Origin of the sequence: Cloacibacterium rupense (assembly GCF_014645495.1) — a bacterium.
Classification (GTDB): domain Bacteria; phylum Bacteroidota; class Bacteroidia; order Flavobacteriales; family Weeksellaceae; genus Cloacibacterium; species Cloacibacterium rupense.
Genome location: NZ_BMLV01000003.1, coordinates 72,457 through 98,992, shown reverse-complemented (window position 1 = coordinate 98,992; position 26,536 = coordinate 72,457). Strand labels below are relative to the sequence as shown.

General features: G+C 31.8%; 21 protein-coding genes and 1 tRNA gene. 8 read left to right on the top strand and 14 right to left on the bottom strand.

From position 1 onward, the window contains the following. Positions 1–7: 7 nt before the first annotated feature. A tRNA-Ser gene (locus tag IEW40_RS08085) sits at positions 8–94 on the bottom strand. A gap of 26 nt (positions 95–120) precedes the next feature. Further along, a complete protein-coding gene (locus tag IEW40_RS08080) occupies positions 121–1,143 on the bottom strand; it encodes an asparaginase (RefSeq protein ID WP_188617594.1) in 1,023 nt (340 codons plus the stop codon). Positions 1,144–1,229: 86 nt separating this feature from the next. On the opposite strand from IEW40_RS08080, the gene IEW40_RS08075 reads away from it, so the two are divergent. Then, a complete protein-coding gene (locus IEW40_RS08075; protein WP_188617593.1) occupies positions 1,230–1,895 on the top strand; it encodes a TrmH family RNA methyltransferase in 666 nt (221 codons plus the stop codon). A gap of 66 nt (positions 1,896–1,961) precedes the next feature. On the opposite strand, the gene IEW40_RS08070 is transcribed toward IEW40_RS08075, so the two are convergent. The 4 genes from IEW40_RS08070 to tsaD all read right to left on the bottom strand — a co-directional run bounded on the left by IEW40_RS08070 (position 1,962) and on the right by tsaD (position 5,254). Further along, a complete protein-coding gene (locus IEW40_RS08070; protein WP_188617592.1) occupies positions 1,962–2,654 on the bottom strand; it encodes an RsmE family RNA methyltransferase in 693 nt (230 codons plus the stop codon). A 50-nt stretch (positions 2,655–2,704) separates the two neighbouring features. Next, on the bottom strand, positions 2,705–3,079 hold the full coding sequence (locus IEW40_RS08065) for a GxxExxY protein (RefSeq protein ID WP_188617591.1): 375 nt from the start codon (positions 3,077–3,079) through the stop codon (positions 2,705–2,707). 105 nt (positions 3,080–3,184) lie between these two features. Continuing rightward, entirely contained in the window at positions 3,185–4,066 is an 882-nt protein-coding gene (locus IEW40_RS08060; RefSeq protein ID WP_188617590.1) for a DUF808 family protein, read from the bottom strand. 171 nt (positions 4,067–4,237) lie between these two features. After that, positions 4,238–5,254: a tRNA (adenosine(37)-N6)-threonylcarbamoyltransferase complex transferase subunit TsaD gene (gene tsaD, locus IEW40_RS08055; protein WP_188617589.1), complete on the bottom strand. Its 1,017-nt coding sequence runs from the start codon at positions 5,252–5,254 to the stop codon at positions 4,238–4,240. 5 nt (positions 5,255–5,259) lie between these two features. Here tsaD and IEW40_RS08050 point away from each other — a divergent pair, with 5 nt between their 5' ends. The 4 genes from IEW40_RS08050 (at position 5,260) to IEW40_RS08035 (ending at position 11,578) form a co-directional block, all read left to right on the top strand. Then, positions 5,260–10,035 carry a translocation/assembly module TamB domain-containing protein gene (locus tag IEW40_RS08050; protein ID WP_188617588.1) on the top strand — a complete coding sequence of 1,592 codons (4,776 nt, stop codon included), beginning with the start codon at positions 5,260–5,262 and terminating at the stop codon, positions 10,033–10,035. Between the two features lie 131 nt (positions 10,036–10,166). Beyond that, positions 10,167–10,637, top strand: coding sequence for an Lrp/AsnC family transcriptional regulator (locus IEW40_RS08045; RefSeq protein WP_188617587.1), 471 nt, complete (start codon positions 10,167–10,169; stop codon positions 10,635–10,637). 70 nt (positions 10,638–10,707) lie between these two features. Then, on the top strand, positions 10,708–11,082 hold the full coding sequence (locus IEW40_RS08040) for a hypothetical protein (RefSeq protein WP_188617586.1): 375 nt from the start codon (positions 10,708–10,710) through the stop codon (positions 11,080–11,082). 61 nt (positions 11,083–11,143) lie between these two features. Next, a complete protein-coding gene (locus tag IEW40_RS08035) occupies positions 11,144–11,578 on the top strand; it encodes an RrF2 family transcriptional regulator (RefSeq protein WP_188617585.1) in 435 nt (144 codons plus the stop codon). Here IEW40_RS08035 and IEW40_RS08030 read toward each other — a convergent pair whose 3' ends face one another. The 4 genes from IEW40_RS08030 to IEW40_RS08015 all read right to left on the bottom strand — a co-directional run bounded on the left by IEW40_RS08030 (position 11,579) and on the right by IEW40_RS08015 (position 17,422). Beyond that, positions 11,579–12,337, bottom strand: coding sequence for an exodeoxyribonuclease III (locus tag IEW40_RS08030; RefSeq protein ID WP_188617584.1), 759 nt, complete (start codon positions 12,335–12,337; stop codon positions 11,579–11,581). It lies immediately after the preceding gene. 149 nt (positions 12,338–12,486) lie between these two features. After that, the gene (dusB, locus tag IEW40_RS08025; protein WP_188617583.1) at positions 12,487–13,479 is read right to left on the bottom strand and encodes a tRNA dihydrouridine synthase DusB; all 993 of its coding nucleotides are present in this window, start codon (positions 13,477–13,479) and stop codon (positions 12,487–12,489) included. 218 nt (positions 13,480–13,697) lie between these two features. Next, positions 13,698–14,054 (bottom strand): four helix bundle protein, encoded by a 357-nt coding sequence (locus IEW40_RS08020; RefSeq protein WP_188617582.1) that lies wholly within the window; start codon positions 14,052–14,054, stop codon positions 13,698–13,700. A gap of 134 nt (positions 14,055–14,188) precedes the next feature. Continuing rightward, positions 14,189–17,422: a DUF8818 domain-containing protein gene (locus IEW40_RS08015; protein ID WP_188617581.1), complete on the bottom strand. Its 3,234-nt coding sequence runs from the start codon at positions 17,420–17,422 to the stop codon at positions 14,189–14,191. Between the two features lie 156 nt (positions 17,423–17,578). Between IEW40_RS08015 and IEW40_RS08010 the strand changes: the two genes are divergently transcribed. Beyond that, the gene (locus tag IEW40_RS08010) at positions 17,579–18,496 is read left to right on the top strand and encodes a T9SS type A sorting domain-containing protein (RefSeq protein WP_188617580.1); all 918 of its coding nucleotides are present in this window, start codon (positions 17,579–17,581) and stop codon (positions 18,494–18,496) included. Between the two features lie 84 nt (positions 18,497–18,580). Here the strand turns inward: IEW40_RS08010 and IEW40_RS08005 are convergent, their stop codons facing one another. After that, the gene (locus IEW40_RS08005) at positions 18,581–21,379 is read right to left on the bottom strand and encodes a gluzincin family metallopeptidase (RefSeq protein ID WP_188617579.1); all 2,799 of its coding nucleotides are present in this window, start codon (positions 21,377–21,379) and stop codon (positions 18,581–18,583) included. 157 nt (positions 21,380–21,536) lie between these two features. Here IEW40_RS08005 and IEW40_RS08000 point away from each other — a divergent pair, with 157 nt between their 5' ends. Next, the gene (locus tag IEW40_RS08000) at positions 21,537–22,385 is read left to right on the top strand and encodes a DUF4846 domain-containing protein (RefSeq protein WP_229663409.1); all 849 of its coding nucleotides are present in this window, start codon (positions 21,537–21,539) and stop codon (positions 22,383–22,385) included. A 16-nt stretch (positions 22,386–22,401) separates the two neighbouring features. Here the strand turns inward: IEW40_RS08000 and IEW40_RS07995 are convergent, their stop codons facing one another. The 3 genes from IEW40_RS07995 to pyrF are packed head-to-tail and all read right to left on the bottom strand — an operon-like array spanning position 22,402 to position 25,331. Continuing rightward, positions 22,402–23,313: an AEC family transporter gene (locus tag IEW40_RS07995; RefSeq protein ID WP_188617577.1), complete on the bottom strand. Its 912-nt coding sequence runs from the start codon at positions 23,311–23,313 to the stop codon at positions 22,402–22,404. Positions 23,314–23,322: 9 nt separating this feature from the next. Next, complete coding sequence (trhA, locus tag IEW40_RS07990; protein ID WP_188617576.1) at positions 23,323–23,970, bottom strand: PAQR family membrane homeostasis protein TrhA; 648 nt, start codon at positions 23,968–23,970, stop codon at positions 23,323–23,325. A gap of 2 nt (positions 23,971–23,972) precedes the next feature. Next, positions 23,973–25,331 carry an orotidine-5'-phosphate decarboxylase gene (gene pyrF / locus IEW40_RS07985; protein ID WP_188617575.1) on the bottom strand — a complete coding sequence of 453 codons (1,359 nt, stop codon included), beginning with the start codon at positions 25,329–25,331 and terminating at the stop codon, positions 23,973–23,975. Positions 25,332–25,558: 227 nt separating this feature from the next. Here pyrF and IEW40_RS07980 point away from each other — a divergent pair, with 227 nt between their 5' ends. Beyond that, a complete protein-coding gene (locus IEW40_RS07980; RefSeq protein ID WP_188617574.1) occupies positions 25,559–26,314 on the top strand; it encodes a superoxide dismutase in 756 nt (251 codons plus the stop codon). Positions 26,315–26,536: the final 222 nt, after the last annotated feature.

The window sequence follows — 26,536 nt, the reverse complement described above, 5'->3', positions numbered from 1 at the left end:
TTTTTTGCAGAAAGGAAGGGATTCGAACCCTCGATACAGTTACCCGTATACTACCTTTCCAGGGTAGCTCCTTCAACCACTCGGACACCTTTCTATTTCAGGTGGCAAAGGTAGAATTATTTATTCAAATTCGGAAATCTCACCACGAAGATTTTTAGAAAAATTTTCTCCGAAACTTCCTTTGTATCTAGTGTTGTCTATCAAATGCATTGCTTTTGCTAATGCACTTTCTGCGGTAATATCTTCGCCACTTATCGCTCCCACTTTTTTGAAAATATTACTATTATTGTACTTACCAAGGCTAATGCCTCCTGAAATACACTGCGAAATCACCACGATTTCAGTTCCGTTGTCTTTAATTTTCTGTAAAATTTCTTCCGTTTTTTGACTGCTAAAAATAGTTCCAGAACCAAAAACTTGTAGAATTAATACTTTAATTTTAGGGATTTCGGGTAAGTTTTCTAAATTAATTCCTGGGAAAATTCTCCAAAGAAAGACACGGTCACTTAAATGTAAATCTGCGAAAAAATCATCATTTGTATTGGTTTTAAATAATCTAGATTCTTCTACTTTCAAATGAACTCCAGATTCCCCTAGAATAGGATAATTTGGGCTGATAAATGCATCAAAATTTTCGGCTGAATATTTCAAACAACGGTTTCCTCTAAGTAATTTATATTCAAAATACAGCGCAACTTCTTGCACCACCGCTTCATCGTTTTCATATAAACTTGCGTAATATAGACTGGTTAATAAATTCTCTTTAGCATCTGTTCTCAAATCTCCAATTGGTAACTGTGAACCTGTCAAAATAACTGGTTTTTTTAGATTATTGAGCATAAAACTAAGTGCAGAAGCCGTGTAAGCCATAGTATCTGTGCCATGAAGAATGAGAAAACCATCAAAAATCTCATAATTTTTTTCAATCAATTTTGCAATTTGTTTCCACTCTTCTGGTCCTACATCCGAAGAATCTAGCGGTTCTGAAAACTGGTGTACAGAGATTTCGCACTCCAAAAGATTCATTTCTGGGATTTTATTAAAAATGTGATTGAAATCGAAAGCTCTTAAACTTCCGGTTTCATAATCTTTTTCCATGCCAATGGTTCCGCCAGTGTAGATGATGAGGACTTTTCTTTTCATTTACAATTTACTTTTATTTAGATTTTTTCAGTGTTTAAAGTTAAAAATTTAAAGTTAATTTCTAAAATATTTCGCAATTTTGTACCATGATTCCTAATGATAGACTTCAAGAAACTTTTGATTACCTGAAACAATTTCTCACCGATGAAAGGTTGAGCAAAATCGAGCATTTTTCTAAAGAAAGCAGTGATTTTGTGCTACCTGTGATGGAAGATGTTTATCAGTTTAGAAATGCTGCGGCGATTGTGAGAAGTGTGGAAGCTTGCGGTTTTCATCACGTGGTTGCGCTAGAAGAAGAGAACGTTTTCAATCCCAATTTAAAAGTAACGAAAGGTGCTGAAACTTGGGTGCAAGTAGAAAAAATGCCAAATAATCTAGATTCTTTGAAGGAAATAAAATCTAGAGGTTACAGAATTTTGGCGGTTTCTCCAGAAAAAAATGCCACGATGTTGCCCGATTACGAAGTTAAAGAACCAATTGCTTTGGTTTTCGGGACAGAATTAGAAGGCGTTTCTGATGAAATTCTAGATTTTGCAGATGAAACTTTGGCAATCCCGATGTATGGTTTTACAAAGAGTTTTAATGTGTCAGTTGCCGCTGCGATTTGTATGTACGAACTGAAGCAAAAGCTAATGAAATCTGGAATTGATTACCAACTTTCAGAAGAAAAATTACTGGAAATGAAAATCAGATGGACGGTGAATTCTATCAGAAGCGGAGAGGAACTTTTGGAGAGGTTTTTGAGAAAGTAAATTAGTTGATTATAATTTATTTTTTTATGTGAAAATCAACCAAATTTATATATTCAGCGAGAGATTTTAAAAGGTTTTAAAATAATTCCAAGCTGCTACAAAAACCCCAGCTGTTTCGGTTCTTAATCTTTGGCTGCCCAATGAAACGGCTTTTATTCCTTTTTCTGCCAACATTTTTATTTCTTTTTCAGAAAAATCTCCTTCAGGACCAATTAAAAATGTAGGATTTGCTAATTCTGGAATTTCATTAAGGCTAATCCGCTCAAATGACGAATCGCAATGTGCTACAAAAGTGCTTTCTGGATTAATGTTTTTTATAAAATCTGATAATTTCGTAACATCATTAATTTTAGGAAAAAAGAATCTTAAACTTTGTTTAGAAGCTGCAATTGCTTGTTTTCTTAACTTATCAGTATTTAGATTTTTTCGTTCTGTTTTTTCAGTTTGTAAAATGGTAATTTCTGAAATACCCATTTCTGTAGCTTTTTCTACAAAAAATTCTATTCTGTCTATGTTTTTTGTAGGGGCAATCGCAATATGCAGTTGTCTTGTGAGATTTGGGAAATATTCTTGAATTTCAGTAACGTTAATATTTACTTTCTTGCCTTCAAAAACTAAATTTCCTTTGGCGAGATTTCCTTTTCCATCGGTTACGAAAATTTCTTCACCTTCACGCATACGGAGAACTTTCACGATGTGTAGTTGCTCTTCATCGTTTATTTTTACAATTGGAAAAATTTCGCCAAAGAATAGTTTCATATTTTTATAGAACACGGAAAAACGCTGATTAGGCAGGTTTTCGCTGATTTTTATTTATTTGTAAATATTTTTCTTTTGAAATCAGGTTTTTTACCAAAGTTTAATAGTAAGCCAATTTCAATTTCTGTAGCTTTTAGATAATTAATCAATTGAAATTCATGTTCTTCACATAAAGATTCAGATGCTTTTAGTTCAACAATTATACATTCATTAACTACTAAATCTGCAAAATAGTTTCCTACTTCTGTCTTATTGTAATAAACTTTTATAGGTTTTTGCTTTTCAACAAATAATCCTTCGTTTTTTAATTCAATATACATTGCGTTCTCATAAACTTTTTCAAGAAAACCATAACCTAATTTATTATAAACTTTATAAAAAGATTTAATAATTATTTCTGTTATTTCTGAATGTTTAAAATCCATAAATTATTTTTTTTGTACAAAAAAACGCTGATTAAATATTTTTTGCTGATTTTTTTTGATTTGTTTTCTGTGAAAATCTGTATAATCTGTGTCATCAGTGTTCTATCATTTTTTGAACAATGAAATAATTTTTTTGATTATCGTCATTACAATTACAGCCAACAATCCACCAACAATTCCCGCTGCGAATTCATTAACCATAGCAGGAGTTGGTAGATTTTCAGTTAGATGATGTACATATTCTATATTGTGTAAGAAAATTCCCCCAGCTACCAAAATTAGAGCTATAGTTCCTACAAAGCCTAAAATTTTAATAACCCATGGCAATAAATTGATAAGCATTTGACCAATAGAGAATAAAAATCCGCCTTCTTTTTTAGATTTTTTTTGAAGTTTGTAACCAGCGTCATCCATTCTTACAATTAATGCTACAATACCGTAAACACCTACAGTTGCAATAATGGAAACTAAAGTCACAGTTATAATTTGTTGCATCAAAGGTTTATCCAAGGCAGAACTCAATGCAATAATCACAATTTCTAATGACAGAATGAAATCTGTAGTAATGGCAGATTTTACTTTGGCTTTTTCTACAACTATAGGATCATCCATTACATCTAAGGCTTCTTCGTGGTCAGTATGGTGTTCGTTTTTGTGAAATAAATATTCTATTATTTTTTCTACACCTTCATAAGCTAGATATAAACCGCCAATTACCAAGATTACTTTTATAGCAACTGGAAATAACCAATTGAGCAAGAAAATAATAGGTAAGATAATGAGTTTGTTAAGGAAAGAACCTTTGGTAATTGCCCAAAGTACTGGTAATTCTCTGGAAGAAAGAAAGCCAGTTGCTTTTTCTGCATTTACTGCCAAATCATCTCCTAAAATTCCTGCGGTTTTTTTGGTAGCGAGTTTTGTAGTCATTGCTACATCGTCCATCAAAGCAGCTATATCATCTAATATTGCAAAAAATCCTGATGCCATATATTTTGTTTAAGGTTATAAATTTATTCTTTATTTTTTAGTTTGTAGAAATACTTTTTATGTATTCATTTTTTTAAGTTTTGAATGTATAAATATATTGGTTAAAGGTTTTATTTTCATACATTATCCATACATTATCTATACTTCAGCTATACATGAGCCATACATGAACTACATATCATACCTAGCTGTTGCGCTGGTTCTTAAATCGGTGAATTCTCCGCGTTCAAATTTCAGTTTGGCTACCATTGCAATCATTGCTGCATTATCTGTGGTGTATTCAAATTTTGGGATGTAAACGTTCCAGCCAAGTTTTTCTACATTTTTTTGCATCGCATTCCTCAAACCAGAATTGGCAGAAACTCCTCCAGCAATGGCTACTTCTTTCACATCATAATCTTTAGCTGCTTTTTCTAGTTTTTTCATCAAAACATCTACAATAGTTTTTTGAACAGAAGCACAAAGGTTTTCTACATTTTCTTTAATGAAATTTGGGTTTTCTTTCAATTGTTTTTGAAGAAAATACAAAACAGAAGTTTTAATTCCACTGAAAGAATAATCGTAATTTTCTAATTTAGGTTTGCCGAAAGTGAATGCGTTTTCGTCTCCTAATTTGGCTAATTTATCAATAATGGGACCCGCTGGATAATCTAAATCCATGATTTTCCCGATTTTATCAAAAGCTTCACCAGCAGCATCATCAATGGTTTTTCCGATGATTTCCATATCGAAATAGTCTTTTACCAAAACAATCATGGTATGTCCGCCAGAAACGGTAAGACACAAAAACGGAAATTTCGGTGGCATTGGATTTGCATCTTCTATAAAATGGCAAAGAATGTGCGCCTGAAGATGATTTACCTCTATTAGAGGTACGTCTAAACTCATTGCCAGAGATTTTGCGAATGAAGTTCCCACCAAAAGTGAACCTAATAAGCCTGGTCCTCTGGTAAAACCTATGGCAGAAATATCTTTTTGTTGTATATTTGCTTTAGTGAAGGATTTTTCAACTACGGGAATAATGTTTTGTTGATGAGCTCTAGAGGCAAGTTCGGGAACTACGCCACCATATTCTTGGTGTATGGTTTGATTGGCTGCAATATTAGACAAGATAGCATTACCTCTGATAATAGCTGCAGAAGTATCATCACAAGAAGATTCTATTCCTAAAATAATTGGTTCGTTCATAAGTAATGGCAAATTTAGAAAATAATAACTCCGAAAACAAAAAACCGCTTTCAGAAAAAGTGGAAGGAAAAGTTCAAGAGGCTTTAGAGAATATTAAAAATACCATAGAGCATCCTCTAGAAACGGCAAAACAAGCTGCTAAAGATGTAAAAAAGCTCTCTTGGTGGGCAAAACTTTTTCTTTGGTCGGCAGGTATTTTTGTATTTCTATTTTTTGCGATTTTAATTGTAATTAATCTTCCATCTACTAAAAATTATATTGCAGACAAGGTTTTAGGGACTTTAAACAGAGATTTTGGGATTAATATTTCTAAAGAAAATGCAGAAATCAATATTTTTGGTGATGTCATTATTCGTGGGTTAAAAATCAAAGATTTTAAGAATAATGATATGATTTTAGCCAAAGAACTAAGAGCAGATTCTGATTGGTTTTCAATTGTACAATCTATGGTGATTGATAAGAAAAATCAATTAGATTTTAGCACATTATCCTTAAAAAATGCAGACGTAAAGATTGTAACTTACAAAGGAGATTCTATAGATAATTTCAATAGGTTTATTGCTAAATTTGATGATGGTAGCCCTAGAAATCCTAATAAGCCGCCATTTAAACTCAATTCTAGAGTAGAAATTAGAGATTCTAAAATTTCTATCATTAATCAAAATCATGAGGGGGACGAAGGAAAATGGTTACAAGCAGAAAATGTTAATTTGATTGTTCCTGAGCTTAATGTGGTAGGAGCAAAAGTAAAAGCCAAGATTAATAATTTTACCTTTCGCACCAATAGATGGGGCAAGTCTCATTTTGTGGATACTTTTTCTGGAGATTTAGATTTAGATGGAGAACATTTAACTCTTAAGGATTTAACTTTTTTTACAGACCATTCTCTTCTTCAGGGAGATCTTACTTTTAACCTTGACAAAAAAACACATTGGCAAGATTTTAACAACAAAGTGGTTTGGGATATGAACCTAAAACGCGGGAGTTCTATTGCTGGTTATGACATATCTTATTTTGCAACCAAATGGGACAATTATTCTGCCATAGATCTTTCTGGTAAAATGTATGGTTCTCTGAATGATTTTAGAGTTGAAGATTTTGTTTTAAAAGGTAAAGATGTAAATATCAATACTCCAAATACCAAGTTTAAAGATTTACTAAAAGGGAATTTTAATATCGTAACCAATAAGATTTCTGCAGATATTACTTATCCTGCACTTAGAGCAATGGTTCCAAAATTTGTTTCTACAAAAATGAAGAATTTTGCTGACCCTTTTGGCAGAATAAGATATGTAGGTGCAGTGGATGTTACCCCAAAAAGAGTAATAGCAAAAGGGAATGCCATCACCAGTATTGGTAGAGCAAATGCAGATATTGTTTTGTCTGACATTGATAAAAACGAACCGAGATATAAAGGTGTTTTAGATATTAAAGATTTTAATGCCGCAGCCATTACCAAAAATAATGCAGTAGGATTGATTACAGGCAAATTTAATGTAGATGGTAGAGGGTTTGATGTAAACACGTTGACATTAAAGACAAAATCTAATATTTCTTCCATCGTCATTACAGGAAAAACCATTAATAATCTTTTTTTAGATGGTACACTCTCTAGAAAAAAATATGATGGTGTAGTTACCATAAATGATGAGGAAGCCAAAGGTAAAATTGTAGGAAAAATAGATTTTTCTACCTCTAGATTATTGGCAGATATAAATGGTGATATAGATTATTTGAACTTGAGTTATTTCGGCGTTCCGGGTAATGGTAAATCAATTTTTAGTGGAAGCGTAAATGGTAAAATTGCTTTCAGTAACGTAAATGACATGAACCTAGATGCACAACTAAATAACGTAACTTTTACCGCAAATAATCAAAAAATAGAATTTCCTAATGGTCAAGTAAAAGCTTTTTTTGAAGATGGTAACAGAATAGTATCGGTAGATATGCCCAATGTAGTAAAAGGTGATATTTCTGGTAAGTATAACTTAGGAGACTTAGGGAAAATGTTCCAAAATGGCTTTGATAAAGTATTGGTAGGAAATCCTGAGAAAAGATATTTTAAAGGGCAGAACTTTACCTATAACTTTGAGGTAAGTCAGCAGTTGGTTAATTATTTTGAACCCAATTTAAAGATTAGCGATGGAGCTAAAATAGATGGTAGTTTTGATGGCAATACGAATAATATCTTGTTAAATGCCAGTATTCCAGCTTTGAAATATTTGATGACCAAAAAAGAGGAAATTTCTGAAGCAGACCAGCTTTTGTCTAAGGCAAATCCTGAATATATAGTGTCCGAAAATAAGCCCAAAAAAGATTCTGCAATGATTAACAATATTTTTGTAAGAATCAATACGGCTAATCCTTCAGAACAAATTTCGGTGAATATAGAAAGAGCGGAATATGCCCAAAATGTCTTAAAAGATGTGACATTAATGGGGACTAATGAAGATGATAAAATTCTGCATTTAGTGGCTAATTTTAAACATGGCACACTGGAAGACGAAGAAAAAGACGATTTAGTAGCTTATGCGGTACACCTCAATCAGAGTAAAGACGAAGCAGGGGATTACGTAATAAGATTTGAACCAACTGATCTTAAGATTGACAATTTTGTTTGGAGTGTAGATACATCGCCAGAGCTAGACCATTCTATCACTTATCGAAAAAGCACCAGCGATTTTGTGATTAAAAACTTAAGGTTATTTTCTGAGGAAAGTGAAATTTTTGTCAATGGAACTTTCAAAAATGCAAAAGATTTTAATGCAGATGTAGATGTTAAAAATCTAGAAATTGACAAAATATTAGACTTGTTGCCAGGAAAAAATACGCTAGACTTAAAAGGTATTGCAAATGGGAATGTAAAAATAAAAATGGATAAAACCAATTTGGAACCTTTAATGGATTTATCGGTGAAGGATATCATTCTCAATGGTAAAAATATGGGTGAAATGACCATTTCTGCTAAAAATAGTGATGTTCCCAATGTGTATGATGTCAACGCCAAAATCGCATCATCTGATTTACTAGGAAAAAATCATCTAGAACTTGCGGGTACTGTAAATAACAATACACCATCACCAATTCTTGATTTGACAGCAGATTTAAATGAATTTGACCTTTCATTTGTACAAGCTTTTGTTAATGGTATTTTCTCTAATTTCAGAGGCAAGGCTTCTGGTTTGGTTGCTATAAGTGGCCCTTTGAATGATATCAATTATGGTGGTGATGTTGCCATGAAAGATTTTGGGCTAAAAATCAATTTCAATGGAGTAGATTATTCTTTCCAAGATACTACCCTTACTCTTAATAATGGAATGATTCTTTTAAATGAGCCCATAAAGTTAAATGATGGAAGAGGTAATTCTAAAGGCACACTCTCTTTATTGCAAGTAGATTTAAGCAATCTTACCAATATAAAAGCGCAGGTTTTTGTGCGTTCCGAAGATTTGATGCTTCTCAACACAGAGCAAAAAGATTTTGACTTGTTTTGGGGTAAAATTTATGGTAAAGGTGATTTATTTGTGAGTTTTAATGATGGAGGGCTGAAGATAGAAGCCGGTAAGGACAATGAAAATGACCCTACTCAAGAAATAGAAACCTTCAAAGTGTTAGATAACAGTGTGTTCACTCTTAATAGTAATAGTGCTACTTCTGTAGATGAATTTAAATTGCTAAGGTTTTTAAAAGCCGATAAAGAAGGTGTAGTTTCTGTAGAAAAAAATGCTAAAAAAGGAGTAAATTTAGATTTAAACCTATTAATAAGTGTTAATAAAGGTTCTACTGTAAATGTATTGGTGGGAGATGAGGTAGGAGATATCACCGTAAGAGGTTCATCAGAAAAATTAAAATTCAAAATGACGCCTAACGGAAAAATTATTCTCCTAGGAAGTTATTTGGTAGATAATGGTAACTACGAACAAAAACTATTTCTAAAAAAATCTTTTCAAATTGATAAAAATAGTAGTATAGCGTGGGATGGAGATCCCTTTGCCCCAGATTTGAAAATTACCGCAAGTTATGTGAGGTCTGTAACCAATGCTTCAGAATATCTTAGCACGGGTAAGTTACCTCCTGTCAATGTAAGGCTTCAGACAAAAATTACCAATACGCTTAAAAATCCTAAAATAGAATTTGATGTTTCAGCACCAGATGCTTCTACCCAGATTAGAGAAGCATTGGCTGTTAAAATGTCTAATAATGATGAGCGCACCCTACAGTTTGGGTCTATTCTCGTGCTTAATAATTTTAATACTTCTGCATCAGGAGGCTTTGGAGATGTTAGTATTCAAGATACAGGGATTAGCACCGGAGCCAATATTTTGCTCAAACAGTTAGGGAATATTGTAAATAATATCAGTCAGCAATTTCAAGTCGATATCAGTTATATAAAAGGAACTGATGGCACAGAATCTAGTGATAGAGCAAATACGAATGTTAATATTACGGTGTCACCAAGAATCACCCTAAAAACAGGTTTTGGAGTTCCTATTTCTAAAACGGCTAATAGTAGCAATTACCTTACAGGAGAGGGTATAGTAGAGTATGATGTGTCTAAAAACAATGATGGAACTCTAGTGCTAAGAGCTTATTCTAAACCATCTAATATTGGTCTAACAGGTGTAAACGGAAATGCCAATCAATCATTCGGGGCAGGTGTGGTTTACAGTAAAAGCTTCAATTCGCTTTTTAGAAAAAATAAAAAAAATAATGATTCTTTGAAAGTGAAATCTAACATAAAAATAGATTCTATAAGAAAGGATTCTACTAAACAAAAATAATTTTAGCTTTTTTGTGATAAATATCAATGTTTTTTTGTAAAAAATATATTTCTTAATGTCAATTATATTTTATAAATTTGCAAAAGAAATATAGTAATTTTTATAAATTTAATAATCTTAAAAGCACAGCTATGAATTATCAGCTTGATGAAATAGACAAAAAAATCTTAGATTTTTTAGTAGAAAATACAAGAATGCCTTTTACTGAAATTGCAAAGCAGATGGATGTTTCTGCAGGTACTATCCACGTAAGAGTGAAGAAAATGGAAGACGCAGGGATTATTCTCGGGTCTTCACTTAACATTGATTATGGTAAATTAGATTATCATTTCACTGCTTTCATTGGTATTTTATTAACTAAATCAAACAGAACTCAAGAGGTTTTGAAAGAATTAGCAACAATTCCTAATGTAGTAGAAGCGAGTGTTATTTCAGGAAAATACAATATCTTTTGTAAAGTAAGAGCTAAAAATACAGAAGATGCAAAAAGAATTATTTATCAAATAGATGATATACAAGATGTTATGAGAACTGAAAGTATGATTTCTATGGAAGAATATTTAAGTGATAGAAACAGATTAATTAATGCGATTTCTATCTAAAAAAAATATATTTTTGTAAAAGATAAGCTTTTGAGTTTTCAAAAGCTTTTTTTTATATAAAATTATAAATATGGAAGATAATTTTTATGATAAGAGTCCAGATAAAACAACTGGATTTTATACTGCAATCGTTTTATTACTCATTTTTTCTCTGCTGAGTATTGGGATAGATTTTACAGAGTTTTTTAACCATAAAGATATTAATATTCCCTTGTGGTTTTTTTATATTATTTTTACTGTAGATGCATGTTTATTGATTTCTTTAATAGCTATTAATTTCTATAAAAAATGGGGCGTTTTTTTATATCCTGTGGCTCTTATTGTACATTATTTTTTACATGAGTACTATCTATCTACCATGTTGTATTCAGATTTATTCAATCTTTTTTGCTTTGTAGGTCTTGGTTTACTCACCGTTATTCCTAAATGGAAATTTTATAAATAACATTTTCAGATAAAAATATCCGAATAATATTCTTACCTTTGTAAGTGTAAATACGATTAATATGTTTTCAAAAGCTTGTGAGTACGCAATCAAATCTGTAATTTATATTGCACAAGAAGCCTTAGCGGGAAAAAAAACCAATGTAAAACAAATTTCTGAAGCTACAGATGCTCCAGAAGCATTTGTTGCAAAAATACTTCAACCACTTTCTAAAAAAGGAATTTTAATTTCTAATAAAGGGAAACAAGGCGGCTTTACAGTAGATTTAGATAAAATAGAGCATATCAAGATTATCGAAATTGTCTTAGCAACTGATGGTGAAGAAATTTTTACGAGATGTGCCTTTGGACTAGAGAAATGTTCTTCAGAAAAGCCATGTCCTTTTCATTTTAAATATAAACCCATTAGAGAAGGTCTTAAGTCTTCATTAGCTGAAATTTCAATTTATGATATGGCTCTTAAAACCGAGCAAGGCGAAGCGTTTTTGAAATTGTAATTAGATTTCTATCAAAACAGGGCAGTGGTCAGAATGCATCGCTTCTTTCAAGATTAAAGCTCTTTCTAATTGATTTTCAAGTGATTTTGTAATGAAATGGTAATCTAATCTCCAACCTAAATTTTTAGCTCTCGAATTTTGTCGGTAACTCCACCAAGAGAATTCTTGTTTTTCAGGATGTAAATAACGGAAACTATCAATCAGATTACATTCTTTGATAAATCTGGTCATCCATTCTCTTTCTACGGGCAAAAATCCTGAAACATTTTTCAAACCTTTCGGATTGTGAATGTCTATTTCTTCGTGACAAATATTGAAATCACCACAAATCACCAAATTCGGGATTTGTTTTTGCAAATTTTTAATGTATTCTAGAAAATCTTCGGCAAATTGAAGTTTAAAATCCAATCGCTCAATATTAGAAGCACTCGGAACATACACAGAAAGCACCGAAAAATCATCAAAATCTGCTCTTATAATTCTACCTTCGTTATCATACTGTTCTATTCCGCAACCGTATTCTACGTGTTTTGGTTCTATTTTGCTTGCAATTCCCACTCCAGAATAACCTTTTCTTACCGCAGAATGCCAATAACTTTTGTAGCCTGCTTTTTCCAAACTTTCAATGTCTATTTGGTCGTTTCCTGCTTTAGATTCTTGGATACAAATAATATCAGGATTTGCCACTTGCAACCAACCGATAAAATCTTTGGTAAAAGCTGCGCGAATTCCGTTGACGTTGTAAGAGATTATTTTCATATTTTTAATTAAACCACAAAAGGCACAAAAGAAATAATGATGTTTTTAAAGAATTTCAAAAGAACAAAAAGCAATTGTTTCTCTTTTTTACTTTTGAAAAACTTATTTTCAATGTATTCTTTTGTCTCTTTTGTGGTTTTTAAAATTTATTAAATTTCAATTTTATTTTGATAAAACGCTTCCGTTTCTACTAACAATTGATAAAATTCTTCCAAACTTAAAACCTGTAAAAATTTGGTTTTAAACTCTTTAAAATGTGAAATTCCACGGAAATAATTGCTGTAATGTTGTCGCATTTCTATCAAGCCTAATCTTTCGCCTTTCCATTCTGCGCTCCATTCTGCGTGTTGTTTTACAGCGAGAAGTCGGTCTGAAATTGTAGGTTCTGGTAATTTTTCTCCTGTTCCAAAGAAATGTTTAATTTCATTAAAAATCCAAGGATAACCAATCGCAGCTCTGCCAATCATCATTCCGTCGCAAGCGTATTTTTGTCTGTATTCTAGCGCTTTTTCAGGAGAGTCAATGTCTCCATTTCCAAAAATTGGAATTTCAATATTAGGATTTTGTTTGATTTTAGAAATGTATTCCCAATCTGCTTCACCTTTGTACATTTGGCTTCTGGTTCTTGCGTGAATTGTCAATGCTTTAATTCCTGCATCTTGTAATCTCAACGCAACTTCTTCTATATTAATAGTTTCCACATCCCAGCCTAATCTCGTTTTCACCGTAACGGGAAGTTGAGTAGAATTGACCACCGCTTTCGTGAGACGAACCATTAAATCTACATCTTTCAAAACGCCAGCTCCGGCTCCTTTGGAAACCACTTTTTTCACGGGACAACCGAAATTAATATCCACAATATCAGGATTTACGGTTTCTACAATTTTGGCAGAAAGTGACATCGCTTCTTCATCGCCACCAAAAATCTGAATTCCAACAGGTCTTTCGTAATCAAAAATATCGAGTTTTTTCCTAGATTTCATCGCATCACGAATCAAGCCTTCAGATGAAATAAATTCTGAATACATTAAGTCTGCGCCGTGTAATTTGCACAACCTACGGAAAGGAGGATCGCTCACATCTTCCATTGGTGCCAATAAAAGCGGAAAATCAGGAAGTTCTATGTTGCCTATTTTTACCATTTTGCAAAGGTAGTTTTTTTTGTAAAATCGTAAAGTTGTAAAACTGTAAAATCGTGAAACTGTTAAGTTGTTAAACTGTGAAATTGTAAAATCGTGAAATTGTTATTAGTCAAATAAAAAAATCCGATAATTTTTTTACAATATGCAACTTTATGAGCTGATTTTTGCTTTTCAACAAATAAACGATTTAACAGTTTTAAGATTTAATAAATTCACAGTTATTCTAAAGACTTATAAAATGAGTTTAATTGATTGGTAATTAATTCAGTTTTTTCTCTTAATTCAATATATTTTTCTTCTGAAATAAAATCTAAATCCCAAGAAAGAATTAGAAAATTAATGACTTCAATACTAGTGCTATATGCAATATTAATAAATTTAGATTTATCTTTATTGGTATTTCTTGAAACTCCTTCTGCAATATTAGCAGTGATACTTGTAGAAGCTCGTCTAATTTGATTTGTAATTCCAAATCTTTCTTCGTCAGGAAAATTTCTAGATATTTTATAAATTTCTTTTACTAATTTTCTTGCATTTTGCCATACTTCTAATTTCTCAAAATAAAATGTGTACATAGTTATAGTTTTTATAATTATTATTTGATTTTTCAGAACTTCATAACCCAAGATTAAACAGTTTCACGATTTTACAGTATAGCAGTTTCACATTTTTACGATTTTACAATTTCACAACTTTACGATTTCACAAATCAAAAACTCGCTCTCACTTGCACACTTCCAATGTGAATTGTTCTTTCACCAGAATTTCTACCTTCATAATTTACATTGAGTTGAAGGAAGGAATTAAGAGCTTGTTGCAAAATCACACTCCAAACTTGGTTTTTGCCAGGTTTTAAACCATCGAGCATTTGGTTTCCTACAATGCTGAAAGCATTTCCCGTGAAATCATTATTGATGAAACTAAAATTTCCACGAATAGAAGTTTTTTTCTTTTCCCATTGCAAAGTTCCAGTTGCATCGAAGGTTTTCAGAAATTCATCGCCGTCTTTTCTGTCTTTAATTTTGTAGGCGGTAGAAATTTCGGTTTGTATGCTTTCTGAAAGTTTGTAAACCAATTTCGGTTTGGTTTCGTAGATGTTTAAAGTGTAATCTCGTGTTTTGAATAATTGCGATGAAGATTGATAATTCTGCAACTGATTTTCCCAATCTGCACGCAAGTTTTTATTAAACCAATATCCAAAATTTACGAGGTGAGTTTGTGTGTTTTTCTTTTCTATGCTAAAATTGGCATTTACCAAATTTTGATTGTCTATGAAACGATAATTTCCATTCCAACCAGACTTTTCGGTTGGGTTGAAAAGTACAGAAAATAGTAAATTCTGATTTTTCAGAATCTGATTATCTTCGGTTTTAAAAGGATTAAATTCCAAAACTCGGTCTTCTTTGAAAAAAGAGTTTTGAGCATTAAGTGAAATATTAAAATTCCAACGTTTCAAAAACTTATTTTCTGAGCTAAAAACAACAGAAGGATTTACAAAAATCGAAAGTTGCAACTTATTTTTGTTGGAAGGAATGTATTTCACGGTGTTTGTGTAAACTCTGATGTACTGCGCTAAATCTGAATATTCTGCAATTTCAAACTCATCTAATTGTTGTATTCCATCACCGTTATAATCCGTCCATTTGTAAATTCCTTGTCCGTCTGTTACTTTCAGATATTGAAATTCTCGCTGCGCTTCTTGTCCGTTTCCGAGTTCATAAAACGCTTGCAAACGCATTCCATTTTTGAATAATTGTTGATTATACTGAATGTTTCCAATCACAAAATCTGAATTAAATTGCGTTTTCAATTCATTTTCATAGAAAAATTTTCGGTAATGAACGAGCGTTGAAAGTTGAGTTTTTTCAGTTTTAATTAATTGACTTTCGAGCATCAAACCGAGAATGTTATTCATTTTTTTCAAAGAATTATCTCTCACAGAATCATTGGTTCTGAAATATGACTTTGCCAATAATTTGGTTCTTGTACTATCACCGATTTTCTTTTGAACAAAAATTTCTTTCCAAGAAAAACTCGTAACGTAAAGTGTTTTAGTTTGGTTAAAATTCTTCACGTTATGCTCGAAACTTCCACCAAAACTCCAACTTCCTTTTTTGCCTAAAATTTCAGATGAAATGTTTCCTCTTGCAAATTGGGTGTTTTGAAAATCTGAACTAGTATTTAAATAAGATAAATTTCCTCTGGTTTCTGTTTTTTTCTTTAGAAATTTAAAATCTAAATCGTTTTTAAAACCGTTGTAATTTTGTTTTTCGTTGAGGTAATTCAGTTTGTAATTAATGAAATTGGTGTTTTTCCATTGATTTAAAAAACTGAAAATCAATCTGTTTTGAGTAATTTGGTTAAATTCTTGAGTCAAATTAAAATCTCTCGAAAATTCCACATCATTTATTCTATCTAGAATATGAAACTGCGAAGAAATTCTCTGAAATTCTGCGCCCAAAGTTCCGTTCCAATTGTTTTTGGTAAAGATTTTATTCCCGAAAATTCTTCCTGCAAAACCTGTATTTTGGTCGTTGTTTTTTGAGGAAAATAAATTGACATCATAATTGCTCAAAGAGAAATCTCCGCCAATCTTTCCTTTGTTAAAAGTATATTCTGCACTTGTAGAAAAAACCTGCGTTTTCTGTGGAGAAGGCAACTTTCGGAGCGCAGAATAATCGCCGTTTCCAGCGCCAACAAATTCAAAAATTCTTCCGTTGTTGGTAGATTGTTTCAGTTTATAATCACCTTTTCCTGCGCCGAAATACGTGAAAGAAACATTGTATAAAGTTTCGGTTTTTTCAGTAGAAAATTCGTAATAATTTCCTTGAGTATTTTGCACTAATTTGTAGAGAATTTTGTTCACATCATATTCCGTAATTACAGCAGAAGGAGCGTTCATTAATTCTTGATTGTTTCCTGCATTGGCGAGAATTTGCTCATCTTCTTTTGATAAATTAAGCGAAAGTGGAGCGTTTTTATTGTCATTTTCCAAGAAAGCATCGAAGGAAATTTTCAGTTTTTCTGTTTGATGTTTTACTGAAGAAGTGACAATGAAACGGTTGTAATTTCGGTTGGTATAATTGTAAGAAATGGTGATGAAATTCTGTTTAAAAATTGGACGGAAACTCGTAAAAGTAATTTCGCCAGTGTTGTAATTGATGGTGTAATCTTGGTTTTCACCACGTTTCATCAAAATTCCATCAATAAAAACCTGTTCTGAACCAGAAAGAATGGTGATGAAATTCTCGCCACTTTTTCCTGTTAAACGATAGGGTCCTTGATTTCCTTCTACTCCTTGAAATCGGATTCTATGAAATTCACTTCTGGCAACACCCTCCGAAAAATCTAGAAAAGTTTTGTTGTCTTTCCCAAAATTTGTCTGAAAACCAATTCCCATACTTCTTCGTTGATACCTTCCGAAATAGGTCTGGTCGTCTTGCAAATCGAGATGACCAGCTTTTATAATGCTTTTGTCTTTGATGTTGAGTTGGAGGTAAATTTTATCAAATTCTTGCAAAGTTTGGGTGTAACCATCAGCTTGAATCGGGAGATTGTGGTCTGAAATACTGGCGAGAATAGAAACATCTTTGCTAAGTTTTCCTGCAATTTGCATATCCATAGAAGATTGCACCGATTGTCCTTGGTTATTGCCAAAAGTAATTCCTCTGATGATAGAACCTTTTGCGTTTAGGTCTCCTAAAATCTGCGATCGAGAATTTTTCTTCACTAAAATACCCTCATCATAGAAAATTTTTTTCTCTTTGATGGTAAAATTGGCGGTGTCTTTTTTGAAAAATTCAGAGTTTAATTTTTTAATGAAAACAGAGTCTGTTTTTAAGGTGTCTTTTTTTGTGAAGTTAGGGTTTTTCCATGTGAAAATTTGTGCTTTTCCTTGAAAAACACAGAAAAATAGTGTAAAAAAGATTAATAAATTTCTCACCCCATAGCGTAGAGATACCAACTGTAAAAGTAACTAAAAAAAATGATGATTATTGTGGATAAAAAATTAAGAAAAAATTAATAAATAAAGGTGCTTTTTGGTTAAAAACTTTGTATTTTTGGTGGTATTAATAAAATAATTTAAAATTAAAGACTTATGAAAAAAATTTTTACTATTTTAAGTGTTATTTATGCATCTGGATTTTTTGCTCAAGCAAGCCTTCCATATAATGAATCATTTACTTATGCAAATGGTAATCTAGTTAACAATGGAGGATGGAGCTATCTAGGAACTCCTAATACTAGTGCACCAGATGAAATACAAGTAGTTTCTAATGCTATCACATTCGATGGTATTGGTAATGATCTTCAACAGACATTTGCAACACCGGTTAATTCTGGAAGTTTGTCTTATTCTTTTGATTTAAAAGTTACAGATGTAACGGCAGCAACAGATGCTAATGGAGGTTATTTTGCTGGTTTTGTTCAATCAGCAAGTACATATGGAGGAACTATATGGACAAAAAAGGTTACAGACACTACCTATAAATTGGGTGTTGAAGTAAGAACTTCAACAGGAACAGCTACATCTTGGTCAACTGCAGATTATAATGTTAACACTACCTATAATGTGGTTGTTAAGTATACTTTTAACTCAGGTACTACTTCAGATGATACAGTTTCTTTATGGGTAGATCAGGCTTCAATTGTAACCGATACCCATACTGGAACAGATTTAACACAAGCTAGTTCTTTCTTTTTTAGACAAGATAGTGTTACTGAGACACCATTTATTAATATTGATAATTTAAAAATTAGCACTGGTTCTCTTTTATCTGTTTCTGATATTAATGCATCAAAAATTAAATTAGTTAAAAATACTAGTGTAAATTCTGATATTAATTTTTCTGAGAAAGCAAATGTGAAAATTTATAACATGAATGGACAAGTTGTAAAATCTATATCAGTAGATAAAAACGCTATCCTTAATGTTTCGTCATTACCAAAAGGAACCTATATAGTGACTGGCGATGTTAATGGAGAAACTGTTTCACAAAAAATTATCAAACAATAATTGAAAAATTATTTTTAATAAAGCAAAAGGTTGTTCGTAAGAGCAACCTTTTTTATTTTCAATTACAATAAAATAGAATAAATATTAAAACCAACCCCTTCTGAAATATCCTACCACTGCACCAAGGTTGAAATTTAATGTATATCTTATTCTACTGGCATAATCCTTAAAACCAGGTTCAAAGCCTAAAGAGGATTGTATAGGGAAATAGATTTCAAGAAAATCTGGTATTACTTTCAGTTTTACACCACTATCCCAAATGAATTTTGGGTCTCGGGATTTGTTTTTGTAAAATCCTGCATCTGCATATACATTAAACATTTTCCATAGATGCATATCTGCGTTACTGGCAACCATCCATTGATTTACGGAACCATTAATAAATGATTTAAATCCACCTTCGGCTAATACAAACTGCTGTGATAGAAACCCTGTAGAAGCACTTTGACCTAATAAATTGTATGAAAAAGAATAGTTAGACACCCTGGAAATTCCAAGATTGAAGGTGTTGTTACGGGTGTTATTGGTAATAAATAGTCCTCCGAAGAATCTAAGACTCAATTTTTTATTTTTAGCAAATTCCCATCGGTAAAAACTTTCTGCTGTTAGTTTTTGGTAGTCTTCCATGGTCTGTAGATTTCCAAAAAGATACTTTTCAACAATCACATTGTTTTCAGAATATACAAAACCGAAATTCCAAATATTATATTTAGAATAATCATTTTTGATTTGCATTATTTGACTTAAATCTCGATCAAAATGATTGTAGGAAATCAATATATTTCTGCCAATTTGACTTCTTGGATTTTTATTGAGTGCCATTGAAATTCCTGCCCCAAATCTTCTGTAAGTTAAATCAAAATCATAATGAAAGATAGCAGATGAAGCTGAAAAGGTAAGACTTCTAAAGAAACTTTCTGCAGGTTGAAATCTATAAGAAGCCATGGCGCTACCAACTAATTTTTGCGTACCGGTACTATAAAATGGGGTTAAAGCATATTGGAAAGGTGTTTCTATTATTGATTTGTTATGAAATTTCATTCCAAATAGAAATTTATCATAATTATTCCAATTGAATTTTGGCGTATAGAAAATTTCATTGTATTCTGGGTTAGGTTTGTCTGTAAAAATTTTGAATTTTATTTTTTTTGAGTTGCTAAAAATACCTTTTGTATAGAGGTAATTGTCTCTGAAATTATTTTCAGGGAAGGCATAATTGCTATTAATTGTAATTTTATTTACATCGGTGTCTGGTATTACATAGGTGCTTTCTCCTTTTTTATCATTGGTATCATACCAATATATTTTTTCATCACCAGTAGAATCTTGTACTTTTAATTTGAAAGGTATATTTTCTGTAGTGTTTTTACTCACCTTTATATGAAGTTGATTATCAATTCTTTCGAAAGATTTTACTTTAAAATTGACCCTCATCTTTTTTTGAATGTAATTGCCAATAAAAGTTGAAGAGTACCCAGAATGCATTGCCAATTGGTTTAAAAAATCTTCTTTGTCTAATTGTTGATTTTTGTTTTTTTCGATGTAATCTTTAATAAAACTTTCGAAATTATCTTTGCCCATTTTCTCTGAGATGAAATTGAGAAGTGTACCTGTTTCAAATTTACTGATGGCAATTTCATTAAAATTACTCAGTAGCTCAAGATTCTCGTCTATTTTTTGATCTAGATTTTGCATCATAATATATTGATAGCCAAGTCCGTATCTTTCGTTTAGGTTCAGTTTAGAAACAAATGAATACTTTAAGGGTTTAATTCCAAGAATTTTATAATCTACAAGATTACCTAAGAGTTTATAATTTTTATAGAATTTATCCAAATATTGCATTTCCCAATAGGTTTTCAGGCCATTGCTTACCCAGTGATTTTCTTTTTTGTTTGAGCTAAATAGTTGGTCTGCAATTTCTTGAGAAATGATGCTGAAATAATCCATATCTATTTTTTCGGCATCTGAAAATAATTGAAGCTTAAACTTCCAGAATTTTATATCATCATTCCCGAAAAAGTCATTTTTCTTTTTAGATACTTGACTGATGAATATTTTCTCGGGTAAAAAACCAATTTTGTCTTTCAAAAATTTTAATTGGAGCGGAAGATAAAACTCAAGATTTCTTTTTTCCTCTTCTGAGACCGTATAGCCAAAATCTATGATATGCTTTTTACCATTTATTTCTGTTTGAAATTGATAATTTTTTATGGTTGAGATATAGATTTCTACATCATCATTGATTGCTCCTTCAAAAATTTTTTCATCTGTTTCAGGCAAATTGCTTTGTATGTATGATGCAGAAGAAGAAAAATCTATTTTGTAATATGTATTGGTGTTGAAGTTTTCTTCGATGTCTAGATAATGCTTATCCACAGAGTTTTCTTTATCAAAACTATCAGTAACTAAGAAAAAATTTTTGAGCAAATAATCAGGATTTCCGCTTCCGTAACCAGTGAATTTTGCACTAGGAATTTTCATAGAATATTCTAGAAAAAGAGTAGTAGCTTCTTTGGTTTTTAGAATGTTTTCTAAAGGAATATAGATGTTTTCATTTTGTAAATTTTGTGTAACAGGTTTATTATTTACAACCAGATAGAGTAGTTGTCCTTCTTCATCTTTTTTTGCATAATAAAGGTCTGTTTTTCGGTCTTCTAATTTTCTTTTTAGAAGTTTAGTATTTCTGTTCTGATAAGCTGCTACTAAATTGAGAAGTTTTATCTGGGAAAGGTATTTTTGAGAGGTATTATGATATACTATTTTTTGTTTTACATGAAGTATTCTGGCTGACAAATCTGCTTGTATATAAATAGAATCTTTTTGTCCGAAGGCAAAAAGATTAACCACTATGCACAATAAAATTATTACTTTTTTCGTCATACTTTTAATACATCCAAATATAATGAGAAAGAATTAGATTTTTTTACAATTCATTATAAAATACATCAGTTTTTACAGTTTTTTAAAGCCTATTTTCAAGATGAGACATAAACTTTACTATTTAAAATGTTTATCTATGTTAAAACGAGTTTTTGTTATGATTATTTTTTGGTCTTTTATAGGTTGTAATAATAGTCAAGAAAAAGGTAAAGTTCTATTGGATGATGAAGAAATATCCACTTCTAAATCTCTAATTTCAAAAGAAAATAATACAGTGAAAACAAGGTTTTTGCCACCAGAAAATTTCGAATGGTCTACAGAAAAACCGAATTCTTTTGGTGCTTTTTTATTAGATTTTCCATTGAAAAAATATGGTTCTGAGATTTTAAAATATAATGGAACTCCCATAGCAACTCAATCTCTTCACGAGGCGGTTTATGATATAGATACTGGCGAAAAAGATTTGCAACAATGTGCAGATTCCGTTATCAGGTTGTATGCAGAATTTCTTTGGAAACAGAACAGAAAAAACGAAATTGCTTTTCATTTTACCAACGGAGATTTAGTAAAATGGTCAGATTACAGAGATGGTTTCAGAGCTTATGTTAATGGTAATTCTGTAGATTATAGAAAAACAGCAGTTTATGATGATTCTTACCAGAATTTTAGAAATTATCTGGATTTAATTTACAATTATGCAGGTACCATTTCTTTGACTAGAGAAACAAAACCTGTGAATTCTACTGAGAATTTGAAAACTGGAGATATCCTTATCATCCCAGGAAGTCCTGGGCATGTGGTTTTTATAGCAGGAACTTGTGAAAACAAAAAAGGCAAAAAACTATTCCTTTTGAGCGAAGGCTTCACGCCCTCGCAAAGTATTCATTTGCTTAAAAATCCTTTTGATGAAGAAATTTCGCCGTGGTATGATTTGGATGTCAATTCAGAGAAAATAAATACCGCAAGGTTTACTTTTACGCCTGTCAATTTTAGAAGTTTAGATTAATTTTTTAATCAAAAATTCACAAAACTTGCAAAATAAAATACCAAGCAGCCAAGGTAATAAAAGAAACAGGAATTCCTATGGCCACCATTAGATTACAAAGTTTGGGTTCTAGATTGTGAGATGCTGCTATTATGGCTGCCGTAATCATAGGTGCCATTGCCGCCTCTAAGATAGAAATCTCAATCATTTCACCACTTTGGTGGAAAATAAATTTATAAATAATTAAAATGATCAAAGGGTAAATTATCAGTTTAAACAGCAATCCCCAAAAAAGATAAAAGTTTTCTTTTGGTTCTAGTTTTTTCCACTGCATTTGACTTCCTACAGAAATTAATGCCAATGGAACCGTGGTAGAAGCCAGTTTAAAGAACACTTCGTCTATGTCTTTTGGAATTTCTATAGAGAAAAAATTGACAACTAATGCTGCTAAAAATGCGATGAAAGGAGGCATTTTTAATATTTTTTTGAAGTGAATAATTATAGAATCTCCACTTCCCGAAAAATAATTAGAAACTAAAATTCCTATAGTAAAAAGCACGACCATATTGGGTTGGTCGACTAGCATTACGGTTTTTATACCTTCTTCGCCATAAAGCGCCTGGATGACAGGAATGCCAACAAACGAAGTGTTTCCGAAACCTGCACACATGATTAATGCTCCTATTACAGAATGTTTCCAACTGAAAATTTTTCCTAAAACTAAAAAAAATAAAATGGCTGCTAATATTCCAATCCAAGGAACTGCTATAGGAAATAGAACTTTACTGCTGATTTGGACTTTAGAAATATAATAAAAAGACAGCGCCGAAAGAGAAATATTAATCACAAATGCGTTCAAAGAAGTGTGAAAATTCTCTGGAACAGCTTTAGCTTTTCTTAAAAGTATTCCTAAAAAAATACAAACGAATAGTAAGATTAAATTGCTCAAATCAGAATTTTAAATATAAAGATAAACTGATAAAAAGTGACAAAAACTGCCACCCAAAACAAAAATATGAAAGATGGCATGATTGAATTTTATCTTCTTTATGCTGTATAAAACTGCACCTATGGTGTAAAAAACTCCGCCTAAAATCAAGTAAAAAACTCCGTCAGAATGTAGATTTGCCGTTAATTCTTTGAAATAAAAAATAATAAGCCAGCCCATTAAGACGTACATTGCAGTAGAAAGCACCTTGAATCTTCCCGTAAAAAACAATTTTAGAATAATTCCTGTAAAAGCCAAAATCCAAACGATGGAAAATATAAACCAACCTGTCTCCCCATTTAAACTTACCAAAGTAAACGGCGTGTAACTGCCTGCAATTAAGACATAAATAGCAGCGTGGTCAAAAATTTTTAATTTGAATCTTTTGCTTGGGTCTTTTGCAGAATGGTATAGTGTAGAAGCTAAATAAAGCAAAATGAGACTTATCCCAAAAATAGGAAAGCTAATCATCATCCAAATATTTTCTTTTTCCACTGCTTTTGTCATCAACAAAACCAATGCAATCACACTTAGAAATATGCCAAAAGCGTGAGACCAAACATTGAGTTTTTCTTCTAGATTAGAATATTGTTGGGTGATGATTTTTTGTTGTTTCATTTTTATAATGATTTAAGGTAAGCGTTCCAAGATTCTAATTTATAGAGTTTTGCAGATTTTTCGGCATCATCAGACTTGTAAATTCCACGTCCTACGATTACAAAATCTGTGTGTAAATTTTTGAAAACGTGTTCTGGCGTATTGTATTGTTGACCTTTAGCATCGCCTTTGTCTGCTAAATTCACCCCTGGTGTAAAAAGCAAAACATTTTCAGGAACTTTGTTTTGAGCCACACAACCTACAATATTAGGATGAGTTTCTACAATTTTTAAGGCTTCTGTTCGGTAATTATTATCAGTTAAGGCACCTTTAGAAGACATAGAAAGTATAGCGATTACACCAGAATTCATAAAACAGTCTAGACTTTGGTAACCAGCAATTACATGAGAAGTCACCAAATCTGCCCAATGCGAAATTTTGTAAGTTCCGCCTCTGTATTGCAACTCTTGTGTGTTGCCAATATCCCCAAATTTACGGTCTTCCATCAAAAGGAAATTGTATTTTGTAGCCAAATCTTTTAAGGGAAGTATGGTTTTGTCACTATCAAAATCAGAGATTATATCGATGTGGGTTTTCAAAGCTACAATATGAGGTCCTACTTTTTCTGCCAATTCTAGCAATTCTTTGGTTGTGGTTACATCAGCTGAAGCAATCAGATTTGATTGTTTTTCTACGGCTATTTCTAGTAATTTTTTACCAACAGAATGGTCACATTTGCTTAGTTTTTGTTCGTAGGAAAGTCTTTTTTCCTCTTTGAATTCTATTTTGTTTCCGGCTATAAATTCGTTAATTCTTTCTACTTCTTCATCAGTAAGATGGTCTACTTCTTTTAGGATTTCTACCACTTCAGAAATACTGAAAAGAGTGTGTACATTATATCCTTTGTCTTGTAAAAGTTGTTTTCCGCCTTGTTCACGGTCTAGAACTACCACAATATCAGACACTTTCAATCCTTCGTTTTCTACTTCGGCGATGGTTTCTATTAAAGATTTCCCAGAGGTGATGACATCTTCTACGAGAAGGCAGTTTTGTCCGGTTTTATAGATTCCTTCAATCAGTTTCTTAGTGCCATATTCTTTAGCTTCTTTTCTTTTAATAATCAGTGGGATGTAGCTTTCTAAAGACATGGCCGTTGCCATTGGTAATGCAGCATAAGGAACACCACAGATTACATCAAAATTATCTAATGGAAGCATCTCTAGAAGATAATTGGCAAGATGTTTTAAGATTTTTGGTTCGGAAGCAAGTGGTCTTAAATCGACATAAAAAGGACTTTCGATGCCAGATTTTAAGGTAAATCTACCGAATTTTATAATCCCGAGTTTATAACATTCTAAAAAGAATTCTTTTTTACTTTCCATTTTACTTTTACTTTTTACAAAGGTAATATTTTTATAAGTACGAAGAGTAAAGTTAAAAGTACAAAGTATAGTTGTAGCTTGGGAAAATTGTAGAATGGGAGAGCGCTTAACTTTAAAATAAACACATCAAACCAAATCATAGATTTTGTTAATGAAAAATTGACCTATTTTCGGGACTTTTTTGCTATTTTTGGAAAATTCAAATTTTGAAATAAAAGAATATTTATATGAAAAAATTAGTTCAATTATCACTTTTAGCTATTGCTTTTTCGGTGGTTACTTCTTGTGTAGCGGTTGTTGGTAATACTGCGCCTGCGGTAAAAGTAGAATCTACAGATTTTGGAAAACCTTCAGATGTTACTGCAAATGATGGAGTTTTCAAGATAAAAACTTTGAAACATCAATACGATGCTTTTTCTAAATATATAGATGCAAAGACCATGTACGTGCATTTTTCTAAGCATTATGTAGGTTATCTTAACAATTTAAACAAAGCGGTAGAAGGAAAACCACAAGCGAATATGTCGATAGAGCAGGTGCTGAAAACGCTTGATACCAGCAATGCAATGTTAAGAAATAATGCAGGAGGATATTACAATCACAATTTGTATTTTGAGGTGATGACGCCAAATGCTAGTGGAAAACCAAGCGGGAAATTAGCAGATGCCATCAATAGAGATTTCGGAAGTTTTGAAAATTTCAAAAAGCAGTTTTCTGATGCAGGAGCTAAACAGTTTGGTTCTGGTTGGGCTTGGTTGGTTGCTGATGCTTCAGGTAAATTAAAAGTAGGAAGCACCGCAAATCAAGACAATCCACTGATGCCGGGAATGTCTATCTCAGGAAATCCTATTTTGGCGATGGATGTTTGGGAGCACGCTTATTATTTGAAATATCAAAACAAAAGAGTAGATTATATAGACGCTTTTTTCAATGTAATAGACTGGGATGTAGTTTCTGATTACTACGAAAAAGCAATGAAATAGAATTAAAATAGCTTACTTTTCTCGCTGATTTGGTTGATTTACAGGTTTTTGTCTGATTAATTAACTAAATCTGCGAGATTTTTTTTGGAATTACTTTTCGGTTTCTTCTATGATTTCGGTTTTTAAAGATTTTTCTTTGAAATATTCAATATAATTTGAAATTTTTCTTGAAAATAAATTTAAACAAGTAAATTAATAAATAATGATTCTTAAAACGAATAT